Raw genomic sequence first — 21,996 nt, 5'->3', positions numbered from 1 at the left:
CTGCAGGCGCGGACTCCTGTAGGTACGTCATCGTACTGGCGAATCAGATGAGTTGGAGAAGTCCACGGAGAAGATCCCGGCTCTCTTCGGGTCCGGGACTGTCTTCGTGGAGCCGGGTCATGGCCTTTTCGTACTGGGCGACTTCCTCCGGCTTGTCCACATAGAGCGCGCTTGTCAGCTGCTCCAGATAGACAATGTCCGACAGATCGGACTCCGGGAAACGCAGCATCGTGAATGCTCCGCTCTCGCCCGCATGGCCGCCGAAACTGAAGGGCATCACCTGGAGGGTGATGTTGGGGTGCTCCGACATGTCGATGAGGTGCCGCAACTGCGCCCGCATCACCGCACGGTCTCCGTAAGGGCGGCGCAGGGCCGCCTCGTCGAGGACCGCGTGGAAGCGGGGGGCCCGTTCGGAGACCAGCACCTTCTGGCGCTCCAGCCGCAGCGCGACGCGGCGGTCGATCTCGGCCGCCGGGGCTCCGCGCATACCGCGCTCCACGACGGCGTGGGCGTACGCCTCGGTCTGCAACAGACCGTGGACGAACTGGACTTCGTAGATCCGGATGAGCGAGGCCGCTCCCTCCAGACCGATGTACGTCTGGAACCAGCCGGGCAGCACGTCGCCGTAACTGTGCCACCAGCCCGCCACATTGGCCTCACGCGCCAGACCGAGGAGCGAATCCCGCTCCGTCTCGTCCGTGACTCCGTACAGCGTGAGCAGGTCCTCGACGTCCCTGGCCTTGAAGCTCACGCGTCCCAACTCCATGCGGCTGATCTTCGATTCGGAGGCACGGATGGAGTAGCCGGCCGCCTCACGCGTGATGCCGCGCGACTCGCGCAGCCGCCTGAGCTGTGAGCCCAGCAGGATGCGCCGCACCACAGATCCACTCGACTCGCCTGCCGGCACTGGTCCAACCCTCCCCATCGCTTCCCGTGCACCGGGGTCCCCCCGAACCCCGGAGGCGGATTCTGCCACCAAAACGCTTCAGCGCGTACTCATTCGATTACGGAAATGGCAAGAGTTCCGAAAAGCTTCCCCATCGATCACCGGAATAAATGAGTCAGAACCCCACGCTACCGGGCACGTCCGGCGCCTGCACGTGCATCTGCCCTTGCATCTGCTCTGCGCATTCGGAACCATGGTCCTCGCGCACCTGCGTGCTCGATCGTGTTGTGCCGCTGTACCCCCTCGCGGTGCCGTTACCAGCAGTGCCGCCACAGCCGCGATTCCCGGGAGTGCCTCGTATGGGGACGAATGGATCGACGATGCTCGAGCCGTTACGGCGAGGGCTTCCACCCATCGACCCCTCGGCGGTCGCCGCTTCGGCCACCTGTGCGCTGCCGTCCCGGTACGAAGCGGTGGGCGGTGCCAGGAAGTTCACCCGCACCACCCTGACCTCCTGGGATCTCTGCGACCGCTTCGACGACGTGGCTCTCGTGGTGTCCGAGCTGGTCACCAACGCACTGCGGCACGCATTGCCGGCCGATCCCGCCCACGAGCGCCACGACCGCCCGGTGCGCCTGCACCTGATGCGCTGGACCTCACGGCTCGTCTGCGCCGTGCGTGACCCCAGCGAGGACGGCCCGGTGGCCGGGCACGCCGCGGACTCCGCCGAGTCGGGCCGAGGGCTGTTCCTGGTGGAGTCGTTCGCCGATTCCTGGGGCTGGCACCCGTCGTTCGCGCCGGCCGGGGACCCTTGTGCCACGCCGCGCGGGAAGGTGGTGTGGGCGCTGTTCCGGCTGACCGACGCGGGCGAGGGCGCGATCACGGGCCGCCCGGCAGGGGAGCTCGTGCCCTGACGTGTCCATGCCTCTCGAAGGTGCCACCGACTCCCGGAGGCCGGCCGTCCGGCCGGTGTCCCGGCGGCCGCGGTCAGGGCACCGCGCTGCCGCCCGGGCTGCCGGTGCCGCCTGCGCGCTGCGGGCCCGCGGTGCGCGAGCCGTGCGCGAGCACGGTCAGCCGTCCACGGCCAGATGGTCGAACTCCCCGTCCTTGACGCCCAGCAGCAGCGCCTCTATCTCCGCCGGCGTATAGACGAGGGCGGGCCCGTCGGGGTGGCGCGAGTTCCTCATCGCCACATTCCCGCCGGGAAGTTTCGCGAACTCCACACAGGATCCCTGGGAGTTGCTGTGTCTGCTCTTCTGCCAGACGACTCCGCGAAGCTCTGTGGCCGCCATGCCGTTGTACACGTGGTGCACAGGACGCTCCCCGAGTTGCAAGGTGCAAGTGTCAACTAGCTCGGATCATAGCTGTGTTCATATGCAGATGCAGGAGCAGATGCACGTGCACGCGCGGTACCCGAATGGTTACAGCTGCCCCGTGTTCTGCCCCGCCCCTTCCCCGGTCACTAGGGAAGGGAGACGAGCGTCGCGCCTATTCGGCTCCCGTACAAGGGAGTTATTCCGTCACACCGATAGGGCCGCCGTCATTTCCGCCGTGGATCACGGCACCGGCCGACGGAGCCCACCCCGATGTCTACCGACGGTAACACCGGCGGCTCCTCCCGGCACCCGCGGCCCCGGCCGGCTGTGACGGGCACTCAGGGCGAGCCGTTCTTCCGCCGGTCCGGGTCCGCCCCGCCCTCCAGAGCACGGGAGAAGTCCTCCAGCGCCCGGAGGAGCAGGACCGCACCGCTCCGTACGAACGGCCCGGGGACGGGGGCCGCTTCCGGGCCTTCTTCCGGCACGTCCCAGGCGGTGATCACCCGGCGGACCGGCTCCCAGTCCGGCACACGGCGCTCGCGCACCGCCTTCGCGCCCTGCTCGGTGGCCGTGCGCAGGGCCTCCGCCAGCCCCGCCGCCCCCGGCAGGGGATCGGCCGAGCGGGCGGGCAGATGGGCCTCCAGGAGCATCGCGACGCGCCCGAGCTGGGCGAGCGCCTGCTGGGCGTCGTCGGCCGCTCCTCTGGAGATGCCCCGGTGCCGTACCGGCTCGTGCCGAGCCCTCTCCAGCGCCTCCTGCCAGGCCACCCGGGCCTCCCGGGTGGTGAGCAGCGCGGAGCGCACGTCCTCCAGGTCGGCGGTGGCCGGATCGGCGTAGTGGTCCAGGACCGTGGCCGCGTACCGGCCGTCCGTGGTCAGCCAGTCGGCGAGCCGGCTCCGCAGCCGCGGGGTCTCCCAGGCCGGGTACACGGCGTACGCGACCATCGCGAGCAGCCCGCCGATCAGGGTGAGGACGACCCGTTCGGGTACGGTCTGCGCCCAGTCGTCGCCTGCCATGCCGAGCAGGAACACGACATAGGCGGAGACGCATGCCTGCCCGACCACGTACCCGGTGTTCACCAGCATGTACAGAAGGAAGGCGCAGCAGATCGCGAGGCCCGCGGCGACCGTCACGCCGGGCCTGACCGCCTGGACGATGCCGGTGGCGAGGGCCACCCCCACGACGGTGCCGCCGAACCGGGCCACGGAGCGGGAGTAGGTCTGGGAGAAGTCCGGCCGCATCACCATGACGGCCGCCATCGGGGCCCAGTAGCCGTGGCCGAACGGCAGTGCGGCCCCCAGGAGGTATCCGGCGGCGGCGACCACCGAGACCCGGACGGCATGGCGGAGGATCGGTGACCTGCGGTGCAGCTCCCGCCGCATGGCCGCCAGCACCACGGGGACCATCCGCAGCAGACCGGGGCGCCGGCGGGCCTGCCCCGTGTGGTCCGCCGGGCCACGGGTGCCCGCGCCCTCGGCGATGTCGATGACGTCGGCGAGCAGCACGTTGAGCCGGTCGGCGGCGCGCCGGGCGGGTCCGACGAGGATCACCTCGTTGTCGGGGGTCCGCAGGACACCGAGGTCGGTCGGGGCGATGCGCACCGGCTCCCCGTGCCGCACGGCGGTGGCCGCCGCGTCCAGCACGGAGCCGGTGGCGGCCAGCATCTCGCGCACCCAGGCACGCTCCAGCCCTTCGGCGGGCACGCCCAGGGCCGGGTCGGCCAGCGAGGCCAGCACCGGCCGTAGGCGTTCGGCGACCCCGCGGGCCCCGTGCAGTTCGGCGGGGCGCCGGCGGGCCTGGCGGGGGGTGACGGCGGCCGCGCTGCGGGCCGTCATCAGCGGAACGGGGTCGAAGTGCACGGTCGGGTCGTGGCGCAGACGGCGGGCGTAGTCGGCCTCGGCGGCCAGGGCGTCGGCGAGCGCGTCGCGTTGGGCGCCCCATCTGCGTACCGGGAACAGGACGATCAGCACCGCCTGGACCAGCCCGCCGAGCGCCATCACGGCGCCGTGCACCGCGGCGTCGGCGACGGAGGTGGGGAGGGTGATCGTGACGAGCATGATCGCCACGTTGGAGGCCGCGATGATGCCGCCCGTCGGGCCCGCGGCCCAGCACATCCCGGCGGCGAACGTCCACACCGCCAGCACGACAAGGAACAGCACGGTGTGCGAGACGGTGACGTACCCGACGAACGTCGACACGGCGAGGCTGCTGCCGGAGAGCAGGGCGAGCACCGGCCGCGGGCGCCAGCTGCGCTGGAAGCCGGCGGTGGCCGCCTGGAACGCGCCGAACGCCGAACCGGCCGCGATGACGGGGCCGAACAGGGCCAGGCTCACCCCCACGACGAGGGCGAGGCCCGCCGCGCCCCGCAGCGCGACGAGCGGTTCCAGCCGCTGCCGCTCGACCGTCAGCCCCGAGCGGGCGGTCTCCTTCAGCGCCCGGAACCAGCCCATGGGCCGAGCGTACGGGCCGGGCCGCGTCGGCGGTGGATGGGCACGCGGCGTGGGAACACCGCCCGCGAGGCGGAGGGCGGACCGCCGCCACCGGCCGCGGTCCTCGCGCATCCGCCGTCCGCCTCCGCCCCGGGAAACAGGCACCCCCGGCGGAGGCCGAACCGCCCCCACCCGCCGTAGTCATCCGGGCCGCCGAACCGCCGGACACCCACCCGCCGGGCACAGCACCGCAACCGCCGTCCCGGCCGTGGCCCTCCGGCACGCGCCGCCGGACACCGCCCGGCGCAAGGACCCCACCGGCCGCCCGGTGAAGGGGTCCCACCGGCCGGCCGCCCCACCACCGCGCCGCCGGTCACGCTCTACCGGCCGATCCGCGGTTCCCCTCCGCCCATCCGGGCCCGGTCCGCCGCATCCGTCCCGTGGGCCCACCCCTCGGCGTCCGTGATCCCGCGCACCCGGGCGGTGGTGGTCCTCGGGAACATCCGCTCCGCCGTGTCGGTGACGGCGACGTCCCGGGCCGCCAGCACCGGCAGCAGACCGTCGGCGGCTCCGCGCCCTTCCGCCTCCCCCGTACGGGCGCCGGAACCGGCCTCCGCGGTGACGCGTGCGGTGTCCGCGGCGAGCCGGCTGCCGAGGCGCTGGGCGTACGCCATCAGGAAGGACTGCCGGAACGTCTTCGTCCTCCTGCGGCCGCCGGCCCGCTGACCGGCCTCCGCCTTCGTCATCGCGGCTGTGCCCTGCACCAGCAGGGAGGTGAACAGCAGCTCCACGGCCTCCAGATCCGGCTCGAAACCGACGACCGTGGTGAAGCCGAGGTCGCTGTTCCACACGGCCCGGCACCGGTTGGCCGAGGCGACCGAGTCGAGCAGGACGGCCTTGGCGCTCTCGTACGGGGCATCTATCCCGATCCGGCAGGCGCCCGGGGTCTCGGCACTGTGGGTACGGGCGGCGAGCAGGGCCTCGTCGATGCTGTGCCGGGCCATCAGCTCCTGCGCTTTCGTGGTGAGCGCCTCCGCCTCCTCCGGAAAGCCCGTCGCCTCGGCCTTGGCGAGCAGGGCGCGGATCCGGGTGAGCATGCGGGGCTCGCCGTGGACGGGCGGCCGGTGCCGGCCGTCGGCCGCCGTGCCGGGCGGCGGGCCGACCGGCTCGACGGCGGGGAGCCGCAGCAGCAGGCGGTACAGCTCCAGCAGCGCGGAGGCGTACGTGAAGCGGTCGGGACGGTTGCGGGGCGCCGGGGAGGGCAGTTCGGCGAGCTGGCCGGCCCAGCGGGGCGGCAGCTGCGCGTACCCCGCGGTCTCCGCGGTGATCAGCGCGGCGGCGAGCCCGGCCCCGGTCTCGTCCAGCTCGCGCCGGACGATCCGTACGACGTCGGCCGGCTGCCAGCCGCGGGCCCAGGCGCGGCGGACGAACTCCTCGCCCCGGCGGTGCAGCTCCTCGTCGGCCGCGGGGTCGGCGGCGAGCAAGGAGGCGCCTGTGTCGAGGCCCGCGTCGTCGTCCGTGTAGAGGGCCGCCGCGCATGCCTGGTCGATCACCGGTTCCATCAGGTCAGGGTAGGCGGCGGGCGGCCCGTGCGGCATTCGCCCCGGGGCACCTCGGTCCCGGGGCGCTGTCGGTGCCGGGTGCCAGACTCGGAGCATGACCGGACGCTGGGCCCTGGCCCCCGCCGAGGCGGGCGCCGCACTCCTCGTGCCGCTGGGTCGGGACGGCCTGCCCGGCGGCCCGGTCCTGACCGAGCCCGATCTCGTCGAGTCCGTCCGTTCCCGCCCGGGCGTGACCCGCTGGGTCTGGCGGTCGACGGCGGAGGTCTACCCCCGCCTCCTCGCCGCGGGCGTGCGCGTCGAGCGGTGCTATGACGTCGAGTGCGCCGAGCTGCTGCTGCTCGGCCACGAGGGACGGCTCGGGGAACCCCGCTCCGCCGCGGCCGCCTGGGCACGGCTGCGCGACGCACCGGCGCCGGCCGACCCGCCGCCCCGCCCGGCGGAGCCCGGCGCCCAGTCCTCCCTCTTCGAGCCGCCTTCGGGCACGGGCCTGCCCTTCGACGCGCTGCTCGACGTCTACGCGGAGCAGCTGCGCCGCCATGACGCGACCACCCACCCGGACCGGATGCGCCTGCTCACGGCGTCGGAGTCGGCCGGGATGCTGGTCGCCGCAGAGATGAACAGGTCAGGCCTGCCCTGGCGGGCCGATGTGCACCGGGAGGTGCTGGACGGTCTGCTGGGCGAGCGGTACGCGGGCGGGGGCGAGCCGCGCAGGCTGGCCGAGGCGGCGGAGGAGGTGTCGGCGGCGTTCGGCAGACGGGTGCGCCCCGATCTGCCCGCCGATGTGGTGAGGGCCTTCGCGCAGGCCGGGATCAAGGTGAAGTCGACCCGGCGGTGGGAGCTGGAAGGGATCGACCACCCCGCGGTCGAGCCGCTGATCCGCTACAAGAAGCTGTACCGCATCTGGACCGCGCACGGCTGGAGCTGGCTCCAGGACTGGGTGCGCGAGGGCCGCTTCCGCCCCGGGTACCTGCCGGGGGGCACCGTCAGCGGCCGCTGGACGACCAACGGCGGTGGCGCCCTGCAGATCCCCAAGGTGATGCGGCAGGCGGTCGTCGCCGACGCGGGCTGGCGCCTCGTGGTGGCGGACGCCGACCAGATGGAGCCGCGCGTGCTGGCGGCGATCTCCCGCGACCGGGGGCTGATGGAGGTGGCGGGGCATGAGGGTGACCTGTACACGGCCCTGTCCGACCGGGCGTTCCACGGCGACCGCGACCACGCCAAGCTGGCGCTGCTGGGCGCCGTCTACGGGCAGACGTCGGGCGACGGGCTGAAGAATCTCGCGGCGCTGCGGCGGCGCTTCCCGCAGGCCGTCGCCTACGTCGACGACGCGGCGAAGGCGGGCGAGGAGGGCCGGCTGGTCCGCACCTGGCTCGGCCGTACCAGCCCGCCCGCGGCGGGTGCCGGGGAGGACGGGGAGGCCGGCATCCCGCAGGCGGGCGCGGGCCCGCCGCCGGGGGAGGGCTCCGGGGCGTACGGGTTCACGCCCGGCTATGCCTCGACGGACGCCCGGGCCCGGGGCCGCTTCACCCGCAACTTCGTCGTCCAGGGCAGCGCGGCCGACTGGGCGCTGCTGCTCCTGGCGGCGCTGCGGCGGACGCTGTTCGCCGCGGGGATGCGGGCCGAGCTGGTGTTCTTCCAGCACGACGAGGTGATCGTGCACTGTCCGGCCGAGGAGGCGGAGGCGGTCGTGGAGGCGATCCGGGAGGCCGGGGAGCTGGCGGGGCGGGTGGCGTTCGGGCGTACCCCGGTGCGGTTCCCGTTCACCACGGCGGTCGTCGAGCGCTATGCGGAGGCCAAGTGACGCTGTCTTTGCGGTGACGGGCCGGAAACCACCGAGCGGTGTCACGGCCCGGGGCGGGCGGAAGCCCGGCCCGGGAGGTGGCCACTCCGGGTGGCTGCCGCCTGTCCACCCGGCTCCCGGACGCGGGGCCCGGCAGCGGCGCTCCCCGGCCCCTGGACCGTCCCCCGGCCTCGTGGCCGGGGGCCCTGACGTCCCGCCCCGTGTACCTCCGGCCGGCCGGGATCACCCACGCGCCGACCGGAGTCCGGGCCTCCACGGTGGCCGGGTCCCTGCCGACGGCGGGACCGGACCGCCAGGGAGCGGTTCCCCGGGCCGGGCCGAGGACGTCCGCACGCGCTGACGACTCCCCCGCGCACGGTGGCCCGGGTAGGTTTCCTCCCATGCACATAGGCCCTCTGCTGGCTTCGGGACGCACCGCCGATGTGTACGCACTCGACGGCCCCTGGGTCCTGCGCCGCTACCGCCGCGACGCCGACAGCGTCGACGAACTCGCGGTGCTGTCGTACCTCTCGGCCTCCGGCTTCCCGGTCCCCCGCATCGGCCCGCCCGGTGAGGCGCCGCTGCCGACGGACCTGGTGACGCAGCGGCTGACCGGTCCGACGTTGGCCGAGGCCCTGTCGGCGGGCACGCTGGGCGCCCCTGAGGGCGGCACACTGCTCGCAGGGCTCCTGCGGGAGCTCCACGCGATCCCGCCGCGCCTCTCCCAGGACCCGGAGGACCGGATCCTGCACCTGGACCTGCGGCCGGAGAACGTGGTGCTGGCACCGGGCGGGGCCGTCGTCGTCGACTGGTGCGCGGCGGCCGAGGGACGGCCGGCTCTGGACCGTGCCATGTCCTCGCTGCTCGTCGCCCAGGCCGCCCTCGCCCCGTCGGCCGCCGGGGGCGAGCGGGCCCGGGAGCTCCTCGCGGAGTTGCTGTCCCGGCTCGCCGAGGACGGTGGCGTCCCGGCCGGTTCCCTCGCGGCGGCCGTCGCCCGCCGGGCGGCGGATCCCCGGCTCACGGCGGAGGAGACAGCGGCGCTGGACGAGGCGGCGGCACTGGTGGCGCGGCTCGCGGGCTGACCTGGAGGCTGCGTCCGGGGGCTACTTCCGGAGTTAGGCCAGGACGGCCAGGACCCGCCGGTTCGTCGCGTCGGTCAGGGTCAGGTCGAGCGTGGTGAGGATCGAGCCGACGTGCTTGCTGACCGTACCCTCACCGGCCGTCAGCGCCTCGGCGACGGAGGCGTTCGACCGGCCCTCCGCCATCAGGGCCGGCACCTCGCGCTCCCGTACGGACAGCCCGGTTCCGGGCCCCCGCGCGGGGCCACCTCGACCGGGTGGGAGCGCAGGACGTTCCTCCTACGGGCCCGTGACCACCGGAAGAGATGACGGCCGGCCCCACTCGCTCCACGACCCGTCGTACACCGACACCTCCTCGTAGCCCGCGAGTTCGGCGCCGAGCGCGAGGACGCAGGCGGTGACCCCCGACCCGCAGCTGACGACGAGCCGGCGGCGGTCGCCCGCCAGCGCCTCGTACAGACGCCGCAGTTCGCGCGGCGGAAGCATCCGGCCGTCCCGCTGGATCTCGCCGAAGGGCAGATTGAGGGCGCCCGGCATGTGGCCGCCCCGCAGACCGGGCCGCGGTTCGGCCGCCGTACCCGCGAACCGCTCACGGGAGCGGGCGTCCAGGACGGCCGCTCCCGGGTCGGCCAGAGCGGCCACGACCGCGCCGCTGTCCACGAGCAGCCCGGCGCGCGGACAGGCCTCGAAGTCCCCGGTGCGCCTGGTGTCCTCGGGCTCGCGGTCCTCCACCGGCAGCCCGGCGGCCTCCCACGCGGGCAGGCCGCCGTCGAGCACGGCGGCCCGGTCGAAACCCATCGCCCGGAGCATCCACCAGGCGCGGGCGCTGGAGTAGATCCCCGCCGTGTCGTAGACGACGACCGTGTCCGTGCCGTCGACACCGAGGGCCCGCACCTCCTCGGCGAACCGCCCGGCACCGGGCATGGTGTGCGGCAGGGGCCCCGACCCGTCGGACAGCGCACCGTCGATGTCGAACCGGCGGGCTCCCGGAATCCGCCGCCCCACCGCACGGTGAGCCCCCACCGAGGCATCGAGGACCACCGGGCCGCCCTCCGTCATCCGGCCGGCGAGCCAGTCCGTGCCGACGAGCGGCCCCGGCAGACCGCCCGCACCCGGCGCGGCACCCGTCGTCCCCCGGTCCTCCGTCATGGTCCCTCCCCTGGGCCCGTCATCTCTCCGCTCGCTCATTGTCCCGGACAGCGGCGGGCCCGGACCAGGAGGCCGGACAGCGGCAGGCCCGGACCAGGAGGCCGGACGGCACCGGTTCGGGGGCCGGCGGTCGGAGCGGCTGTTCCTCACCCGCCGGTCACCCCGCTCACCCGTCGGCCGGTGCGACGCCACGGTCAGGGGGTGACGACACGCGCGCGCGGAGGCCCCTGACCGCAGGGCGCCGTGGAAGGATCTCGCGGACCGGACGGCCGGGCCGAACGGGATGGGCCGGGCGGATCGAGAACACGGTACGAGGGAGAAAAGATGTCCCTTCCGGACCCGGACAGGGAGGCCGAGGCCGCGGCCGCGCTCGGCTTCGACCTCAGCGAATGCGACCAGGAACCCATTCACCTGCTGAACCGGATCCAGTCCCACGGCACCCTGCTCGCGGTGGAGGCCGCCACCGGCACCGTGGACACCGCGGCCCTGAACACCGGACGCCTGCTGGGGGTCGAGCCCCGGGAGCTGACCGGGGGGCCGGTCGCCCGGGTACTGCCCCCGGAGGCCTGGGCCGAAGCTCTGGAGATCAGCGGCGGGCCGGAGACCGCGAGCATGGTGCTCCCCGTCTCCGTCGACGTGGGGGGCGTCCCCCGGATGTTCGACGTGACCGCACACCGGCAGGGACACCACATCATCCTGGAGTACGAGCCCCGAACCGTCGCCTTGCCGCACTTCGCGGGCTACTACCAGGCGGTGCGGCGGGCCCTGACCAGGCTTCGGACGGCGACGACGGTGGCCGAGTGCTGCCAGGCGGCCGCCCAGGAGGTCCAGGCGCTGACCGGCTTCGACCGCGTGGTCGCGTACCGCTTGGAGGAGAAGGACGGACCGGGCGAGGTGGTCGCCGAGGTGATCACCGAAGGTCACGAGCCCTGGCTGGGGCTCTGGTTCCCCTCCAGCGACATCCCGCCCCAGGCGAGGCGGCTGTACCGCGACAACTGGATCCGGGTGATCGCCGACGTGGACGACACCGGTGTGGAGCTGTACCCCGGCCGACGGGCGGACTCGGGCCTGCCGCTGGACCTGTCGCACTCCGTCCTGCGCACCGTGTCCGGCTTCCATCTGGAGTACCTGCGGAACATCGGGGTGCGTTCGTCGATGTCGGTGAGCGTCCTCCGCGAGGGCGAACTCTGGGGGCTGATCGCCTGCCACGGAGACACCACCGTCACGTTTCCCCCCGAACTGCGTGCGGCGTGCGAGTTCTTCGGCGTCGCCTTCTCCCTGCATCTGGCGGTCGTCGAGGAACGGGAGCGCGCCGAGGCACTCCGCGCGTCCCGGGAGCGCCTCGACCGGATCGTCTCCCGGCTCACGTCCGACCTGGAGCGCTCACTGATGGCGGGTGACGACGCCTTCAGGGGCCTGCTGAACGCCGATGGCGCGGTGTTCTCCCGAAACGGCCGCAGCACCACCACCGGGACGGGTTGTCCCCCCGCCCTGCTGGAGTACCTCCGGGCACGCGCGGCGGACCTGCCCCCGGGCGCGATCTGGGAGACGGACCGTCTGTCCGAGGCACCGGACCTCCCAGGGGAAGACGGCGGACCGGAAGAGCCGGACCGGTCCGGAGGGGATGGCACGGCGGTAGGCGGACCGGCGGGGGTCCTGATGGTGTCGCTGAGCCGCTCCGGTGACTTCCTCGCCTGGTTCCGCAGGGAGCGTCCCACCGCCCGCCGCTGGGCCACCGATCCGTCCCGGCCCGTCCGGGTCGGCCCGCGAGGCGAACGGCTGACCCCACGGGGGTCGGGGGCCGCCTTCCGTGCGGTGATACGTGGACGGAGCCTCCCCTGGACACCGACCGACCGCGCCACAGCTCAGGAGCTCTGGCGCACACTGACCGGTCTCGTCCTCCGGCACGAGGCACAACTGGCCTCCCTCAACGAGCAGTTGCGTGTCATCAACTCCGACCTCGACTCGTTCGCCCATGTGGCGGCCCATGACCTCAAGGAGCCGCTGCGGGGGATCTCCAACGCCGCGGCCTTCGTCCTCGAGGACGCCGCGGGAGACCTCGACGAGACGACCGTCCGCCGGCTTCTCACCATGCGGAGGCTGGCCGGCCGGATGGACGGCCTGCTCGACTCGCTGCTGCACTTCGCCCGGCTGGGCCGGGGCGGGCTGCACCGCGCCCGCGTCCCACTGACCCGGGTGCTGGACTCGGCACTGGACGTGGCGGGTGAACGCCTGACCGAGTCCCACGTCCGGGTCGTACGGGGTGATCTGCCCGCGGTGTACGCCGATGAGGACCGGCTCCACGAGGTCCTGGTCAACCTCCTGGTGAACGCCGCCAAGTACGCCGCCGACCGAGAGGACCGTACGGTCGAGATCCTGGCCGAAACAGTGCGCACGCCGTCCGGCGGGGACCCCCGGCAGGCCGTGGTGGTCCGCGACAACGGCATCGGCGTACCGGCCGACTTCCAGCACGAGGTGTTCGAACTGTTCCGCAGGCTGCACGGCCACGACGAACGCGGTGGGGGCTCCGGCGTGGGCCTCTCGATCGTCAAGCGGATCATCGAACGGCACGGCGGAGAGGTGTGGCTCGAAAGTGAGCCGGGCCGTGGGACCAGCGTCTACTTCACCCTGGGTCAGGAAGGTGGCGACTGAGCGGGAGGGCGGCCCTCGTCCCCGCCCTTCGCCCTGCTCTGCCAGTAGTCGACGGCCCCCTTCAGCACCGTCCGGAACAGTTCGAAATTGACCGGCTTGTAGATGTAACTGTCGGCGCCCGCCTCGTAGGTCGCGTCGACCTCCGCCGGAGCCGTGGAGGACGTGAAGGCGACCACGGTCACGCCGTTCAGTTCGGGCAGGGCCCGGATGGACCGGAGCACCCCGGCTCCGCTGAGACCGGGCAGTTTCAGGTCGAGGAGGACGAGCCCGGGCCGCCGGGTGGCTTCCAGCAGCCGCTCGGCGACTCCGGCCCCCCGGTCGGTGAACAGCAGGGTCAGTTCCGGATGAGTGCGGCCGAGTGCCCGCCGGATCGCCTCCGCGTCCTCCGGCGAGTCCTCGACCACCCAGACGAAGTCCTGGTCGATCCAGGGATCCCCGGCCGGCCCGCCGGTGCGCCCGCCTCGGCCGGTGCGATCGTCTCCGCCCGTCCGGCCGCCCGCGCCGCCCGGGTGGCTGCCCGCGTCGGTGCGGCCGTCCGCGGCCATGTCCCTGCTCCGCTCGTCGCTGCGGTCATCCCCGGGCATGGGGCCGCCCCCGTCCGTGCGGTCGTTTCCGTGCGTGCGTGCGTCCCCGTCCCCGTGCGTGCGGCCGTCCCCGTGCGTGCGGCCGTCCCCGGGCATGGGGGCGTCCCCGGGCATACGGTCGTCTCCCGGCATGGGGCCGCCCCCGCCCCTGCGGCCGTCCCCGCTCACGCGGCTGCCCCCGCCGGTGCGGTCGCGTCCGCTCGTGCGACGAGCACGGCGATATCGTCCGCGTCCATCGCCCGGAACGCGACGACGGCCGCCGCCAGCCGCTCGGCGAACCCCGGAGCGGCCCCTTCCCCCCGCTGCGACACCGCGTCCGCCAAGCGGGATTCGAAGAACGTCCCGTCAGCCGCTCTCGCCTCGGTCACCCCGTCGGTGAACAGCACCAGCGCGTCACCCGGCGCCAGGTACGCCGCTCCCGATCCGTACTCGATGTCCTCCAGTACGCCCAGCAGGTCCCCGTGGGCCGCGAGCTCCTCGACCTCGCCGCTCCGGCGGCGCAGCAGAGGAGCCACATGGCCGGCACTCCAATAACGCAGCTGGAATCCCTGCCCGTCCGGCACCAGCACGGAGACCAGAGCCGTCACGAAACGGGACGTCCCCTCTCTCATCAAGGCCTGGTTCAGCCGTCCGAGCGCGTGCTCCGGCGTACTGCCGTCCTCGATCAGGGTGCGCAAGGTGTGGCGTGCCAGCCCGGTGAGGGCGGCAGCCTCCGCCCCGCGGCCGCAGACGTCACCGATGAGCAGCGTCACACCGCCCTCCGCCCCCGGGACGGCGTCGTAGAAGTCACCGCCCACGTCGAGCGCGATGTCACCCACTTCGTAGGCCGCGCTCAGGGTGAGACCCGCGATCTGCGGGAGTGCTCTCGGCAGCAGATGCCGCTGGAGGGAGACCACGTGCCGGCGCCGCTGTTCGTACAGGACGCTGGTGTCGATGGCGAGAGCGGCCCGGTCCGCGAGGTCGGCGAGGAAACGTGACGCCTCCTCGGCCAGATCGAACCGGCGGTAGAGGAACGTCAGGGTGCCCAGGGCACGTCCTCGCGCCGTGAGCGGGTTCACGCTGAGCGCCCGCACGGCATGCCCCGCCCCGGACGAGGACGGGCCGAAGGGCCCGCCTGCCAGCTCCTCGCCGTGCAGCACCAGTCCCTCCCCACGGTCGACGGCCCGCTGCAGCACCTCCATGAGCCAGTGGTCCCGGGCCGCGACCGCACCGAGCCACTGCTGCTCGGCCGCGTCCATGTGCGACGAGGCGACAGGAGTCAGCCTGCCGGAAAGGCCGAGATGGACGACGCACCCGTCGGCGACAGCGGGTACGGCCGTCCGGGCCACCCGCCGCACCGTCCGTTCCACGTCGAGGCTCGAATCCATCTGCAACGACGCCTCCGCCAGGAAGGCGTCGCTCACCCGGCGCAACTCGTCCTTGCGCCGGGCGAGGATGCGCCGGTCGCACACCATGGTCACCTCGGCCACCTGCTTCAGCCGGGTTCGCAGCGTCACGTCGGCCGTTTCCCGGTCCGCGGTGCCGACCGAGAACGAAGCCCAGCCGCCCTGCCCCAGCGGCACGGCGCACTCGGCCGCACTCCGCGCACCGGCTGCCACCAGAATCCGGACGTGCGGCAGGGCGCCGTCCAGTTCCGACACCTCGTGAACCGTGACGACGGGCCCACCGTCCGGCGCCCCGGCGGCGGCGGACGGGCCGTAGTCCCCACCGCACGGGAGGGATTCCGGTCTCGGCTCCGCCAGGGTGACGCTGCGCAGTGAGTGCAGCGTCCCACCGCTCCAACGGGTGCTCACGACGGCCAGCACGCCGGGCATACCGAGCAGCACGCCGGAGAGGGAATCGGCGAGCCCGGTGACGTCCTGCGCCGTGTCGGCGTCACGCCAGACCTGGTGCAGCCGGCTGGACCACCGGTCGTCGTCCGCCTGCCGTGCTGTTCTTCCCTCGTGCTGCTCCACCGCTGATCCGCCGTTCCGTATGCCGACCGTCGGTCCCGGCCATCACGCGAGATGCTAGGGGACGCCCCGACGCGGCGCCTTCGGACGCGGTCGGTCCCGGTGCCCTCACGGTGAGGGGAGCACGTCTCCCCGGCACGGCGCTCTCCGGGCAAGGCACCGGGCACGCCCGGCCGCCCTCCCGCGCACGGTGCGGAGGCGGCGGCGACGTGCAACGCGAATCTCCGCCCCGGTCGGCGTGCGTGCAGCGAGAAGAACCGAACGGCCCTGACCCCGGTGGCGGGTGGGCTGCGACGACCGCTGCCCACCCGCCGTGGCCGCCCGCTACTTGGGCATCAGGACGGTGTCGATGAGCTCCACCGTCGCGTTCGCGGTCGGGATGCCTCCACAGACGATCTTCGCGGTGTTGTTCACCGTGAAGGAGTCACCCGAGCCGGAGGTGGTGATACTGCTGCCCTCCAAGGTCTTGAAGTCGCCCTTCGCGAGCTCGTTCTGCGTGATCTTCTTGTCCACCACGTGGTAGGTGAGGACCTTCTTCAGCTGGGCCGTGTTGGCCAGCAGGGCGTTGAGATCCGACTTCGGGATCTTCTCGAACGCAGCGTTGGTCGGCGCGAACACCGTGATGTTCTGGGACTGGTTCAGGGTGTCGGTCAGCCCGGCGGCCTTCACCGCGGCGGCGAGCGTCGCCAGCTCGGGGTTCTTGGCGGCCGCGGTGGCCACCGGGTCGTTGGCCATGTCGTTCAGGCCGCCGGTGCCTTCTTTCGGCACGGACGAACAGCCCGGACCGAACGGCTGCGAGCCGCTTTCGGCGGACGCCGTCGGCGCGGCGATTCCCAGCGCTACAGGAAAGACCACTGCCGCCGAGGCGGCGAGGACGGAGCGGCGGATTCGAGTGATGTTCATGGATCGTCTCCTCCGTGGAGGGCTCTGCCTGGACTGGTCCGGCGCTCGGTCGGCGAAGGGCCGTTTCCGACCGGCATTCGCAGGCGCCGCGAGGGGTGCCCTGCGCTCCCGCAGGGCACGCCATCAAGCGTCACACAGATGTCCCGTCACCGCTCAGGGAGCCTGTCGAGTTGCGTGGCGGCAGAATCTCCCGTGCCGGGTCAGGGTTCGGTGGACGGTGGAAGCCGGCAGTCCGGGAGTCGGACCGATCCTGGCCGGCCGAGCCTGCGGTCCTGGCGCGGACCGCAGACCGCAGACGGCCGCTTCCGTCTCGGGAGCCGGGCGACGCGGAGTCGTGTGCGGCCGGCTCGAGCGGTCGCACAGCCCTGGATCGCCCTCAAAGTGCCACCGGCGGATCCGTTTGTGGGCGGTCGCCGGGGAGATCTCCCTCTCCGTGGCCACGTGGGCGACCGGACGGCCCCCGCGAACACGGCGGATCAGCAGCCGCCTGCCATGAACGGTCAGCCGGGCATCACGGCGGGACACGAAGGCCTCCGTGTGGTGTGTTCCTGAGGGCCGTCCCGCAGTTCCCGGTGGATCGGCGTGCGGCGTCGGATGCGGGGCATCGCACGGCGGAGGGACGTCCGCATACCGGATGTATGGGGACGTTCCGACAACGCGGCGAGGTGCCGTAGCTGTCGCCGCGCGCCCGCCGGGAAGTGCGGGACAGCCCTTGGACAGCTCCACCACACCGGAGGTCTTCGCCTGTGATCAAGCCACCGCGTCAACCACGCTCGTGATCAATGCACCTGGCGTTCGCCCGGGCCGCAGGAGGTCGGCAGGTCATCTCCGAGGACCTGCCAGCGCATAGGCGGTGATGCCGACGGCCATCAGTACGGCGGCGGTCCAGCCGGCGGGCACAGCACCGGGCGGGGCCAGGAGCCAGCCGGCAAGCCCGTCCGGGTCGGACGGGATGAAGAGGGCGGCGGCCGACCAGGCGACGACAGGCAGCCAAGCATGCTGTGCGCCGAACAGGACCGCGCCCAGGGCTGCGAGTCCGGTCAGCCCGGCTGCGTTCCGGACCACGAAGGCGGCTGTCGTGGGTCCGGTGCCGACTGCCTGTGCTGCCAGGAGAGGAAGGGTGGCGAGGGAGGCGATCAGCAGCACGTGTACTGCCCTGAGGGGGGCCCAGCGGATCGCGGCAGTCCGGTCCAGGTCCGCGTCCTGGCCGCCGAGGCCGGGTGCGGCGGCAGCTGCTGCTGCCACTGTGGCCAGAGCGGTCCATCGAGGGTCGGTGGTGCCGCCGGCTGTGGCGAGCATGAGCAGTACTGCCGAGGTGAGGACTCCTCCGAATGCGGCAGGGGCCTGCCGGGCTCGGGCGTACAGCAGGAGTCCGCCTGTCACCGCGGCCCCCCAGCGAGGTGATCGGCCAAGGTGAACTCGCAGTCGAGAGCGGCCCGCCGCACTTCGACGGCACGTTTCTGCTGCTGTTGCGCACTCAGCGCCGCGAACTTCTTCCACGCCCTCTCCGTGGTGGCGAGGTAGGACTTTCGGTCGTACACATCCCCTTCTATGGGCTTGAACGATCCCAGTGCCCAACTTGCGAGCACGCTCTGTGTGGTGAGAGCCATGTCGCCGGACCACTCGCGCGAGCTGACGGCCTGGCAGTTCGGCGCCATACCTTCACCGACCAGTCGGCGCAGCAGAGCATCGCCCTTCGTCGCGCCCATATTCGGATCTTCGAAGTTCACGAGGACGGTGGAAGGGGTGAGGCGGCGCAGATCGCCGATGGCTCGGGGCGTGGTCTCTTCCCACACGTGCTTGGGTGCATCGTCGCCGAGGGCGGCGCTCAGGACGCCGAGAGCGCGGGTGGCGAGCGGGGCGAGGGTGTGGAGCCGGTCACGGCTCAGTTCGGTGACACACACCTGGCCTTCGCAGACCCGGGCGGCCGCAGCCTGATCGACACGGTAGCTGTCTTTCGGGTCGGCGGGCAGCAGCACCAGGGCGAGGGCGGCTCCGGTGGCCGCGGGCAGGAGTGCCGTCAGCCGGCCCCGGCGTCGCGTGGCAGCCAGGAGAGCGAAGCCTGTGGCCAGAAGCCCGAGCAGCCAGATCGTCTGGCCCAGGTGTACAGCACTGGTCAGCGTCAGCAGGGCCTGGCGTGGCTCAGCGACCGCGGGGGAGAACTGCGACAGCAGGTGCGAGCCCAGGCGGGCGGTCGGCAGAGCACTGTCCGCCTCCTGCATAAGCATGACAGTTGCGACAAGGAACAGCACTGCCACGATCGGCGGGGTCAGAGGCGAGGGCAGAGTACGCGCCACCCCCATTCCGAACACCGCCGCAGCCACCAGGGCGAGCATCGCCACGGCGGAGATCGGTAGCCAGCCGTAGTGGGTGTAAGAGGTAGGTGCGAGTGCCACCTGCACGCCCCCGGTCACCAGCAGAGCGCCGAAGCCGACCGTCAGGCCGAGTGCCATGGCAACCGCCGGTACGGACGCGCGCTGCCACGCGGGGCGTGGCATGGAGGCCAGGAGTTCCGGCATGCGGGAACGGTGGTCACGCAGCCCGTACAGGGCGCCGAGCCCGGCGGCCACGGGCCACAGGTAGGCGAGCAGCCCCCGGGTCCACAGAGCCAGCGAGGTCCATTGCGTGTTCCACCGGACGCCACCGCGCCACCAGTTGCCGTCGATGGCGTAAAGGAACAGAAGCGCACTGGTCAGGACGATGGCACCGGCCCAGAGGGCGGCGGAGCGCAGGAGTTCGGTGCGCAGGACTCGTAGGTTCACCACATGCTCTTTTCATGCCCGGATCCCGACAGCAGGGCGGAGTAGCCGCGTTCCAGAGGACTGTCGCCCGGCTGGTCGACGCTCCCCTCGGCGGCCAGTTCCTCGGAGGTCCCCTGAAACACGAGGCGCCCTTGGTCGAAGAGCACCACATCGGAGCAGGCGGCGGCGACGTCCTCCACGAGATGGGTGGAGACCAGCACGCAGCTCTCCCGTCCCAGTTCCTGGAGCAGGGAGCGGAACTGGAGGCGCTGCGCCGGGTCGAGGCCGACGGTCGGTTCGTCGAGCAGCAGCACCGAGGGGTCGTTGACGATGGCTTGGGCGATGCCCACGCGGCGCACCATCCCGCCGGAGAGCGCCTTCATCCGGCTCTCGGCCCGGTCCGCGAGTCCGACCCGTTCCACGGCGCGCTGTACGGCGCCGGGAATGTCCCGGGCGGGCATGTCCTTCAGCCACGCCATGTATGTGACGAACTCGCGGACGGTGAACCGCTTGTAGTAGCCGAACTCCTGGGGCAGATAGCCGATGCGGCGGCGCAGCTCACGGTGGTGGCCGCGGTCGCGGACCGAGTGGCCGAACAGCCCGAGGTCCCCCCCGGTGGGCCGCAGGACGGTGGCGAGCGTCCGGATCAGGGTGGTCTTGCCCGCGCCGTTGGGCCCGAGCAGACCATGGGTACCGATGCCCAGCGAGAGGTCGAGTCCGTCGACGGCGCGATGGCGGCGGCCCACCTCGACGGTGAGCCCGGCGGCATGGATCTCATGCGTGTACATGCGAGGCGCGGTGTCGAGCGCGCCGGTCGGGAGAGTCATCAATGCCTTCCATGACAGGGCTATCGGAGGGTTGCGGACGTGGTGTAGGTGTGTCGGCGGATCAGGACGACGGCGACAGCGACGGCGAGCGCCCCGGCCCAGAACGGCAGTTGGTCCGCTTGGAGGAGGAAGGGACGTCCCAGCGCAAGGGCCGGCGCGAGGACCGCCGCGGTCCAGAGCGTTCCGAGGGCAGCGGTGGCACGGCCGACACCGACGACGCCGCCGAGCGCTACGGCGCTCGCGGTGAGGGTGAGGGAAGGCAGCAACCACTGCGCGACAGCGACGCCCGTCAGGAACCCCGCAAGCAGGTGCACGGGCAGGAGGACGGCGAGGACGGTCAGCGTCCGCTTCAGGAGCAGAGGAAGACCGGCCTGTGGGGTGACCGAGGTCAGTTCGAACGCGGGGTCCAGACTCCGTGACCACGCCGCGGCGACTCCGGCGAGCGGCAGAGCCGGTGCCACCAGCAACACGACAGGTGTATTCGCCGCCCAGCCGGCCACGCGGTCCAGCAGCACCGCGACAACACTCACCCCTACGACCATGGCCAGCCAGGGACCCATCGCCGGGGTCGCCCGGAGCGGGATGCGCCGTCGCCCGGGTGGGGCAGGCACCGACCGGGCGAGGGCCGGTTCCAGGTCGCTGCGGACAGCGGTCAGCAGGTCGGTGACCTCGGGCACGTCGGCTACCGCAACGGCCAGCCGCCCCCGGCAGTGGGTGCACTGTTCCAGGTGGGCTTCGACGGCCCACAGCTCATCGGCGGGCAGGTCGGCGCCTCCCCGTACGTACCTGCCGATCAAGCCGTCGGTGGGATGCTTCGCGCTCATGCCAGTGCCCTCCTCATCGCGATACGGGCCCGGCGTGCCCGGGTCTTGACCGTGCCTTCGGGAAGACTGAGGAGGACGGAGGTCTCACGGACCGAGAGGCCGTCGAGCACCATCGCCTCAAGTACGTGCCGCAGCTCGGGCGCCATGGCGCGCAGCGCGTCCCCGACCTCCCCGCCGATGCCGGCCTCCAGCACTTCGTCCTCGGCGGCAGGAGCGACGGTGCGCTCGGCAGCTGCCACAGGGGGGTGGGCGTGGTGAGCACGTCGGCGGAAGGCGTCGACCAGTCGGCGGGCCGCGATGGTCCACAGCCATCCCGCCGCGCTTCCCCCGATGCCACTGCCGCCGAACGCGCCGGCGGCACGCCACACAGCGAGATAGGTCTCCTGCATGACCTCGGCGACGATCTGCTCGTCAGCACACCGGCGTTGCAGGCGTACCGCCAGCCAGGGCGCCGTACGCCCGTACAGGACGTCGAACGCGTCGCGATCACCGTCGGCGATCCGGCGGAGGAGAAGTTCCTCAGTCAGATCGGGGGGCCGCTTCTTCCAGGTCTTCACACACCCCAGACGCGAGCGGTTCCTGTCAGGTTCTCACTTCCGTGTGGCATCCGACACATCGCCGCCGGGGAGCATGGCGCCCCAACCCTGACACCGACCCGAGCCGCACCTGGGTGGTCGCCCGCCGCAGCGTCGCCCGCCCGCAAGCGGTCTGCGCTGCATCGCCTGCTCCCGCCGAGACCACACTCAGCCGGCCGATTCGCCTCGCGGGCAGCCGGTGGGTTCGGTGCACCCCCAGGTCAGCGAGTCGCCGGCCATCAGGGGGAGCAGTCGCGGTAAGCACGGCAGGCCGTCGACCGCCGGAAGCCATCCCTGTCAGCGGTCCCGGCCCAGTTCGCCGCCGATGTGCCCGGAAGGCGTTTGTCGCCCGTGCACGCGCGGGGCACAGCGGACGACGGCAGGAGTCGGGTCGAGAGCCGAGGCAGCAATTCCAAGGTCATCCGAAGCAGGAAACCCCAGTGCAGAGGCCCAGCCTGGGGTTCATCTCGGAGCCGCCTTCGGGCCTCCTGGAGCTCCCGGTCGATCAACAGCCCTCCCTCCGCCTCCGGGGTGAGGGTGATCGTCGCCGCCGTACCGTCACGGAGATCCTGCGGCACACCCAGGTCACCCGGACCCGGCGGTACGTGAAGGGGCGTTCCGAGCAGCCCCGGGACGCCATGAAACGCATGGGGGACGCTGCCCTCCCCCAGCTTCAGCCCGAGACCGAGAAGCCCACCAGGGGCCCGACTGAGACCCCACCTGCGGCCGGACAGTCG

General features: G+C 72.6%; 18 protein-coding genes and 1 pseudogene. 4 read left to right on the top strand and 15 right to left on the bottom strand.

Annotation, left to right across the window (positions count from 1 at the left end):
- Window positions 1–43: 43 nt before the first annotated feature.
- Complete coding sequence (locus BA175_RS15955; RefSeq protein WP_069171923.1) at window positions 44–925, bottom strand: helix-turn-helix domain-containing protein; 882 nt, start codon at window positions 923–925, stop codon at window positions 44–46.
- Window positions 926–1,266: 341 nt separating this feature from the next.
- Between BA175_RS15955 and BA175_RS15950 the strand changes: the two genes are divergently transcribed.
- The gene (locus BA175_RS15950) at window positions 1,267–1,800 is read left to right on the top strand and encodes an ATP-binding protein (protein WP_069171922.1); all 534 of its coding nucleotides are present in this window, start codon (window positions 1,267–1,269) and stop codon (window positions 1,798–1,800) included.
- A gap of 156 nt (window positions 1,801–1,956) precedes the next feature.
- Here the strand turns inward: BA175_RS15950 and BA175_RS15945 are convergent, their stop codons facing one another.
- The 3 genes from BA175_RS15945 to BA175_RS15935 all read right to left on the bottom strand — a co-directional run bounded on the left by BA175_RS15945 (window position 1,957) and on the right by BA175_RS15935 (window position 6,193).
- Window positions 1,957–2,199: a DUF397 domain-containing protein gene (locus BA175_RS15945; RefSeq protein WP_069171921.1), complete on the bottom strand. Its 243-nt coding sequence runs from the start codon at window positions 2,197–2,199 to the stop codon at window positions 1,957–1,959.
- A gap of 341 nt (window positions 2,200–2,540) precedes the next feature.
- Complete coding sequence (locus BA175_RS15940; protein WP_069171920.1) at window positions 2,541–4,652, bottom strand: FUSC family protein; 2,112 nt, start codon at window positions 4,650–4,652, stop codon at window positions 2,541–2,543.
- Between the two features lie 359 nt (window positions 4,653–5,011).
- On the bottom strand, window positions 5,012–6,193 hold the full coding sequence (locus BA175_RS15935; RefSeq protein ID WP_069172152.1) for a DUF2786 domain-containing protein: 1,182 nt from the start codon (window positions 6,191–6,193) through the stop codon (window positions 5,012–5,014).
- A 94-nt stretch (window positions 6,194–6,287) separates the two neighbouring features.
- Here BA175_RS15935 and BA175_RS15930 point away from each other — a divergent pair, with 94 nt between their 5' ends.
- On the top strand, window positions 6,288–7,994 hold the full coding sequence (locus tag BA175_RS15930) for a bifunctional 3'-5' exonuclease/DNA polymerase (RefSeq protein ID WP_069171919.1): 1,707 nt from the start codon (window positions 6,288–6,290) through the stop codon (window positions 7,992–7,994).
- Window positions 7,995–8,374: 380 nt separating this feature from the next.
- The gene (locus BA175_RS15925) at window positions 8,375–9,055 is read left to right on the top strand and encodes a phosphotransferase (RefSeq protein ID WP_069171918.1); all 681 of its coding nucleotides are present in this window, start codon (window positions 8,375–8,377) and stop codon (window positions 9,053–9,055) included.
- 33 nt (window positions 9,056–9,088) lie between these two features.
- On the opposite strand, the gene BA175_RS29690 is transcribed toward BA175_RS15925, so the two are convergent.
- Together BA175_RS29690 and BA175_RS15920 are read right to left on the bottom strand one after the other, a co-directional pair.
- Window positions 9,089–9,271, bottom strand: a complete 183-nt coding sequence (locus BA175_RS29690) for a LuxR C-terminal-related transcriptional regulator (protein WP_438947335.1) — start codon at window positions 9,269–9,271, stop codon at window positions 9,089–9,091.
- Between the two features lie 60 nt (window positions 9,272–9,331).
- A complete protein-coding gene (locus BA175_RS15920; RefSeq protein WP_069171917.1) occupies window positions 9,332–10,201 on the bottom strand; it encodes a sulfurtransferase in 870 nt (289 codons plus the stop codon).
- A 324-nt stretch (window positions 10,202–10,525) separates the two neighbouring features.
- Between BA175_RS15920 and BA175_RS15915 the strand changes: the two genes are divergently transcribed.
- Window positions 10,526–12,853, top strand: a complete 2,328-nt coding sequence (locus BA175_RS15915; protein ID WP_069171916.1) for an ATP-binding protein — start codon at window positions 10,526–10,528, stop codon at window positions 12,851–12,853.
- Here BA175_RS15915 and BA175_RS15910 read toward each other — a convergent pair.
- From BA175_RS15910 to BA175_RS15875, 9 genes and pseudogenes are all read right to left on the bottom strand, one after another.
- Window positions 12,835–13,278: a response regulator gene (locus BA175_RS15910; protein ID WP_069172151.1), complete on the bottom strand. Its 444-nt coding sequence runs from the start codon at window positions 13,276–13,278 to the stop codon at window positions 12,835–12,837. The two genes, BA175_RS15915 and BA175_RS15910, sit on opposite strands and share 19 nt — an antisense overlap.
- A gap of 323 nt (window positions 13,279–13,601) precedes the next feature.
- On the bottom strand, window positions 13,602–15,392 hold the full coding sequence (locus tag BA175_RS15905) for a PP2C family protein-serine/threonine phosphatase (RefSeq protein ID WP_069171915.1): 1,791 nt from the start codon (window positions 15,390–15,392) through the stop codon (window positions 13,602–13,604).
- 321 nt (window positions 15,393–15,713) lie between these two features.
- Entirely contained in the window at window positions 15,714–16,292 is a 579-nt protein-coding gene (locus BA175_RS15900; protein WP_069171914.1) for a fasciclin domain-containing protein, read from the bottom strand.
- 189 nt (window positions 16,293–16,481) lie between these two features.
- Window positions 16,482–16,817 (bottom strand): annotated as a pseudogene (locus BA175_RS31175) (leucine zipper domain-containing protein); the annotation flags it as partial.
- A 297-nt stretch (window positions 16,818–17,114) separates the two neighbouring features.
- Window positions 17,115–17,675 (bottom strand): hypothetical protein, encoded by a 561-nt coding sequence (locus BA175_RS15895; protein ID WP_069171913.1) that lies wholly within the window; start codon window positions 17,673–17,675, stop codon window positions 17,115–17,117.
- On the bottom strand, window positions 17,672–19,054 hold the full coding sequence (locus BA175_RS15890; RefSeq protein ID WP_069172150.1) for a hypothetical protein: 1,383 nt from the start codon (window positions 19,052–19,054) through the stop codon (window positions 17,672–17,674). Before BA175_RS15890 ends, BA175_RS15895 begins: the two co-directional genes overlap by 4 nt.
- Window positions 19,051–19,860, bottom strand: coding sequence for an ABC transporter ATP-binding protein (locus tag BA175_RS15885; protein WP_069171912.1), 810 nt, complete (start codon window positions 19,858–19,860; stop codon window positions 19,051–19,053). The genes BA175_RS15890 and BA175_RS15885 overlap by 4 nt, the downstream gene beginning before the upstream one ends.
- A 20-nt stretch (window positions 19,861–19,880) precedes the next feature.
- On the bottom strand, window positions 19,881–20,684 hold the full coding sequence (locus tag BA175_RS15880; RefSeq protein ID WP_069171911.1) for a zf-HC2 domain-containing protein: 804 nt from the start codon (window positions 20,682–20,684) through the stop codon (window positions 19,881–19,883).
- The gene (locus BA175_RS15875; RefSeq protein ID WP_069171910.1) at window positions 20,681–21,241 is read right to left on the bottom strand and encodes an RNA polymerase sigma factor; all 561 of its coding nucleotides are present in this window, start codon (window positions 21,239–21,241) and stop codon (window positions 20,681–20,683) included. Before BA175_RS15875 ends, BA175_RS15880 begins: the two co-directional genes overlap by 4 nt.
- Window positions 21,242–21,996 lie beyond the last annotated feature (755 nt).

The organism is Streptomyces griseus, assembly GCF_001715295.1.
GTDB classification, from domain to species: domain Bacteria; phylum Actinomycetota; class Actinomycetes; order Streptomycetales; family Streptomycetaceae; genus Streptomyces; species Streptomyces griseus_G.
Note: the sequence above shows the minus strand (reverse complement) of the source record. Positions and strands in the feature narration are given on the sequence as shown.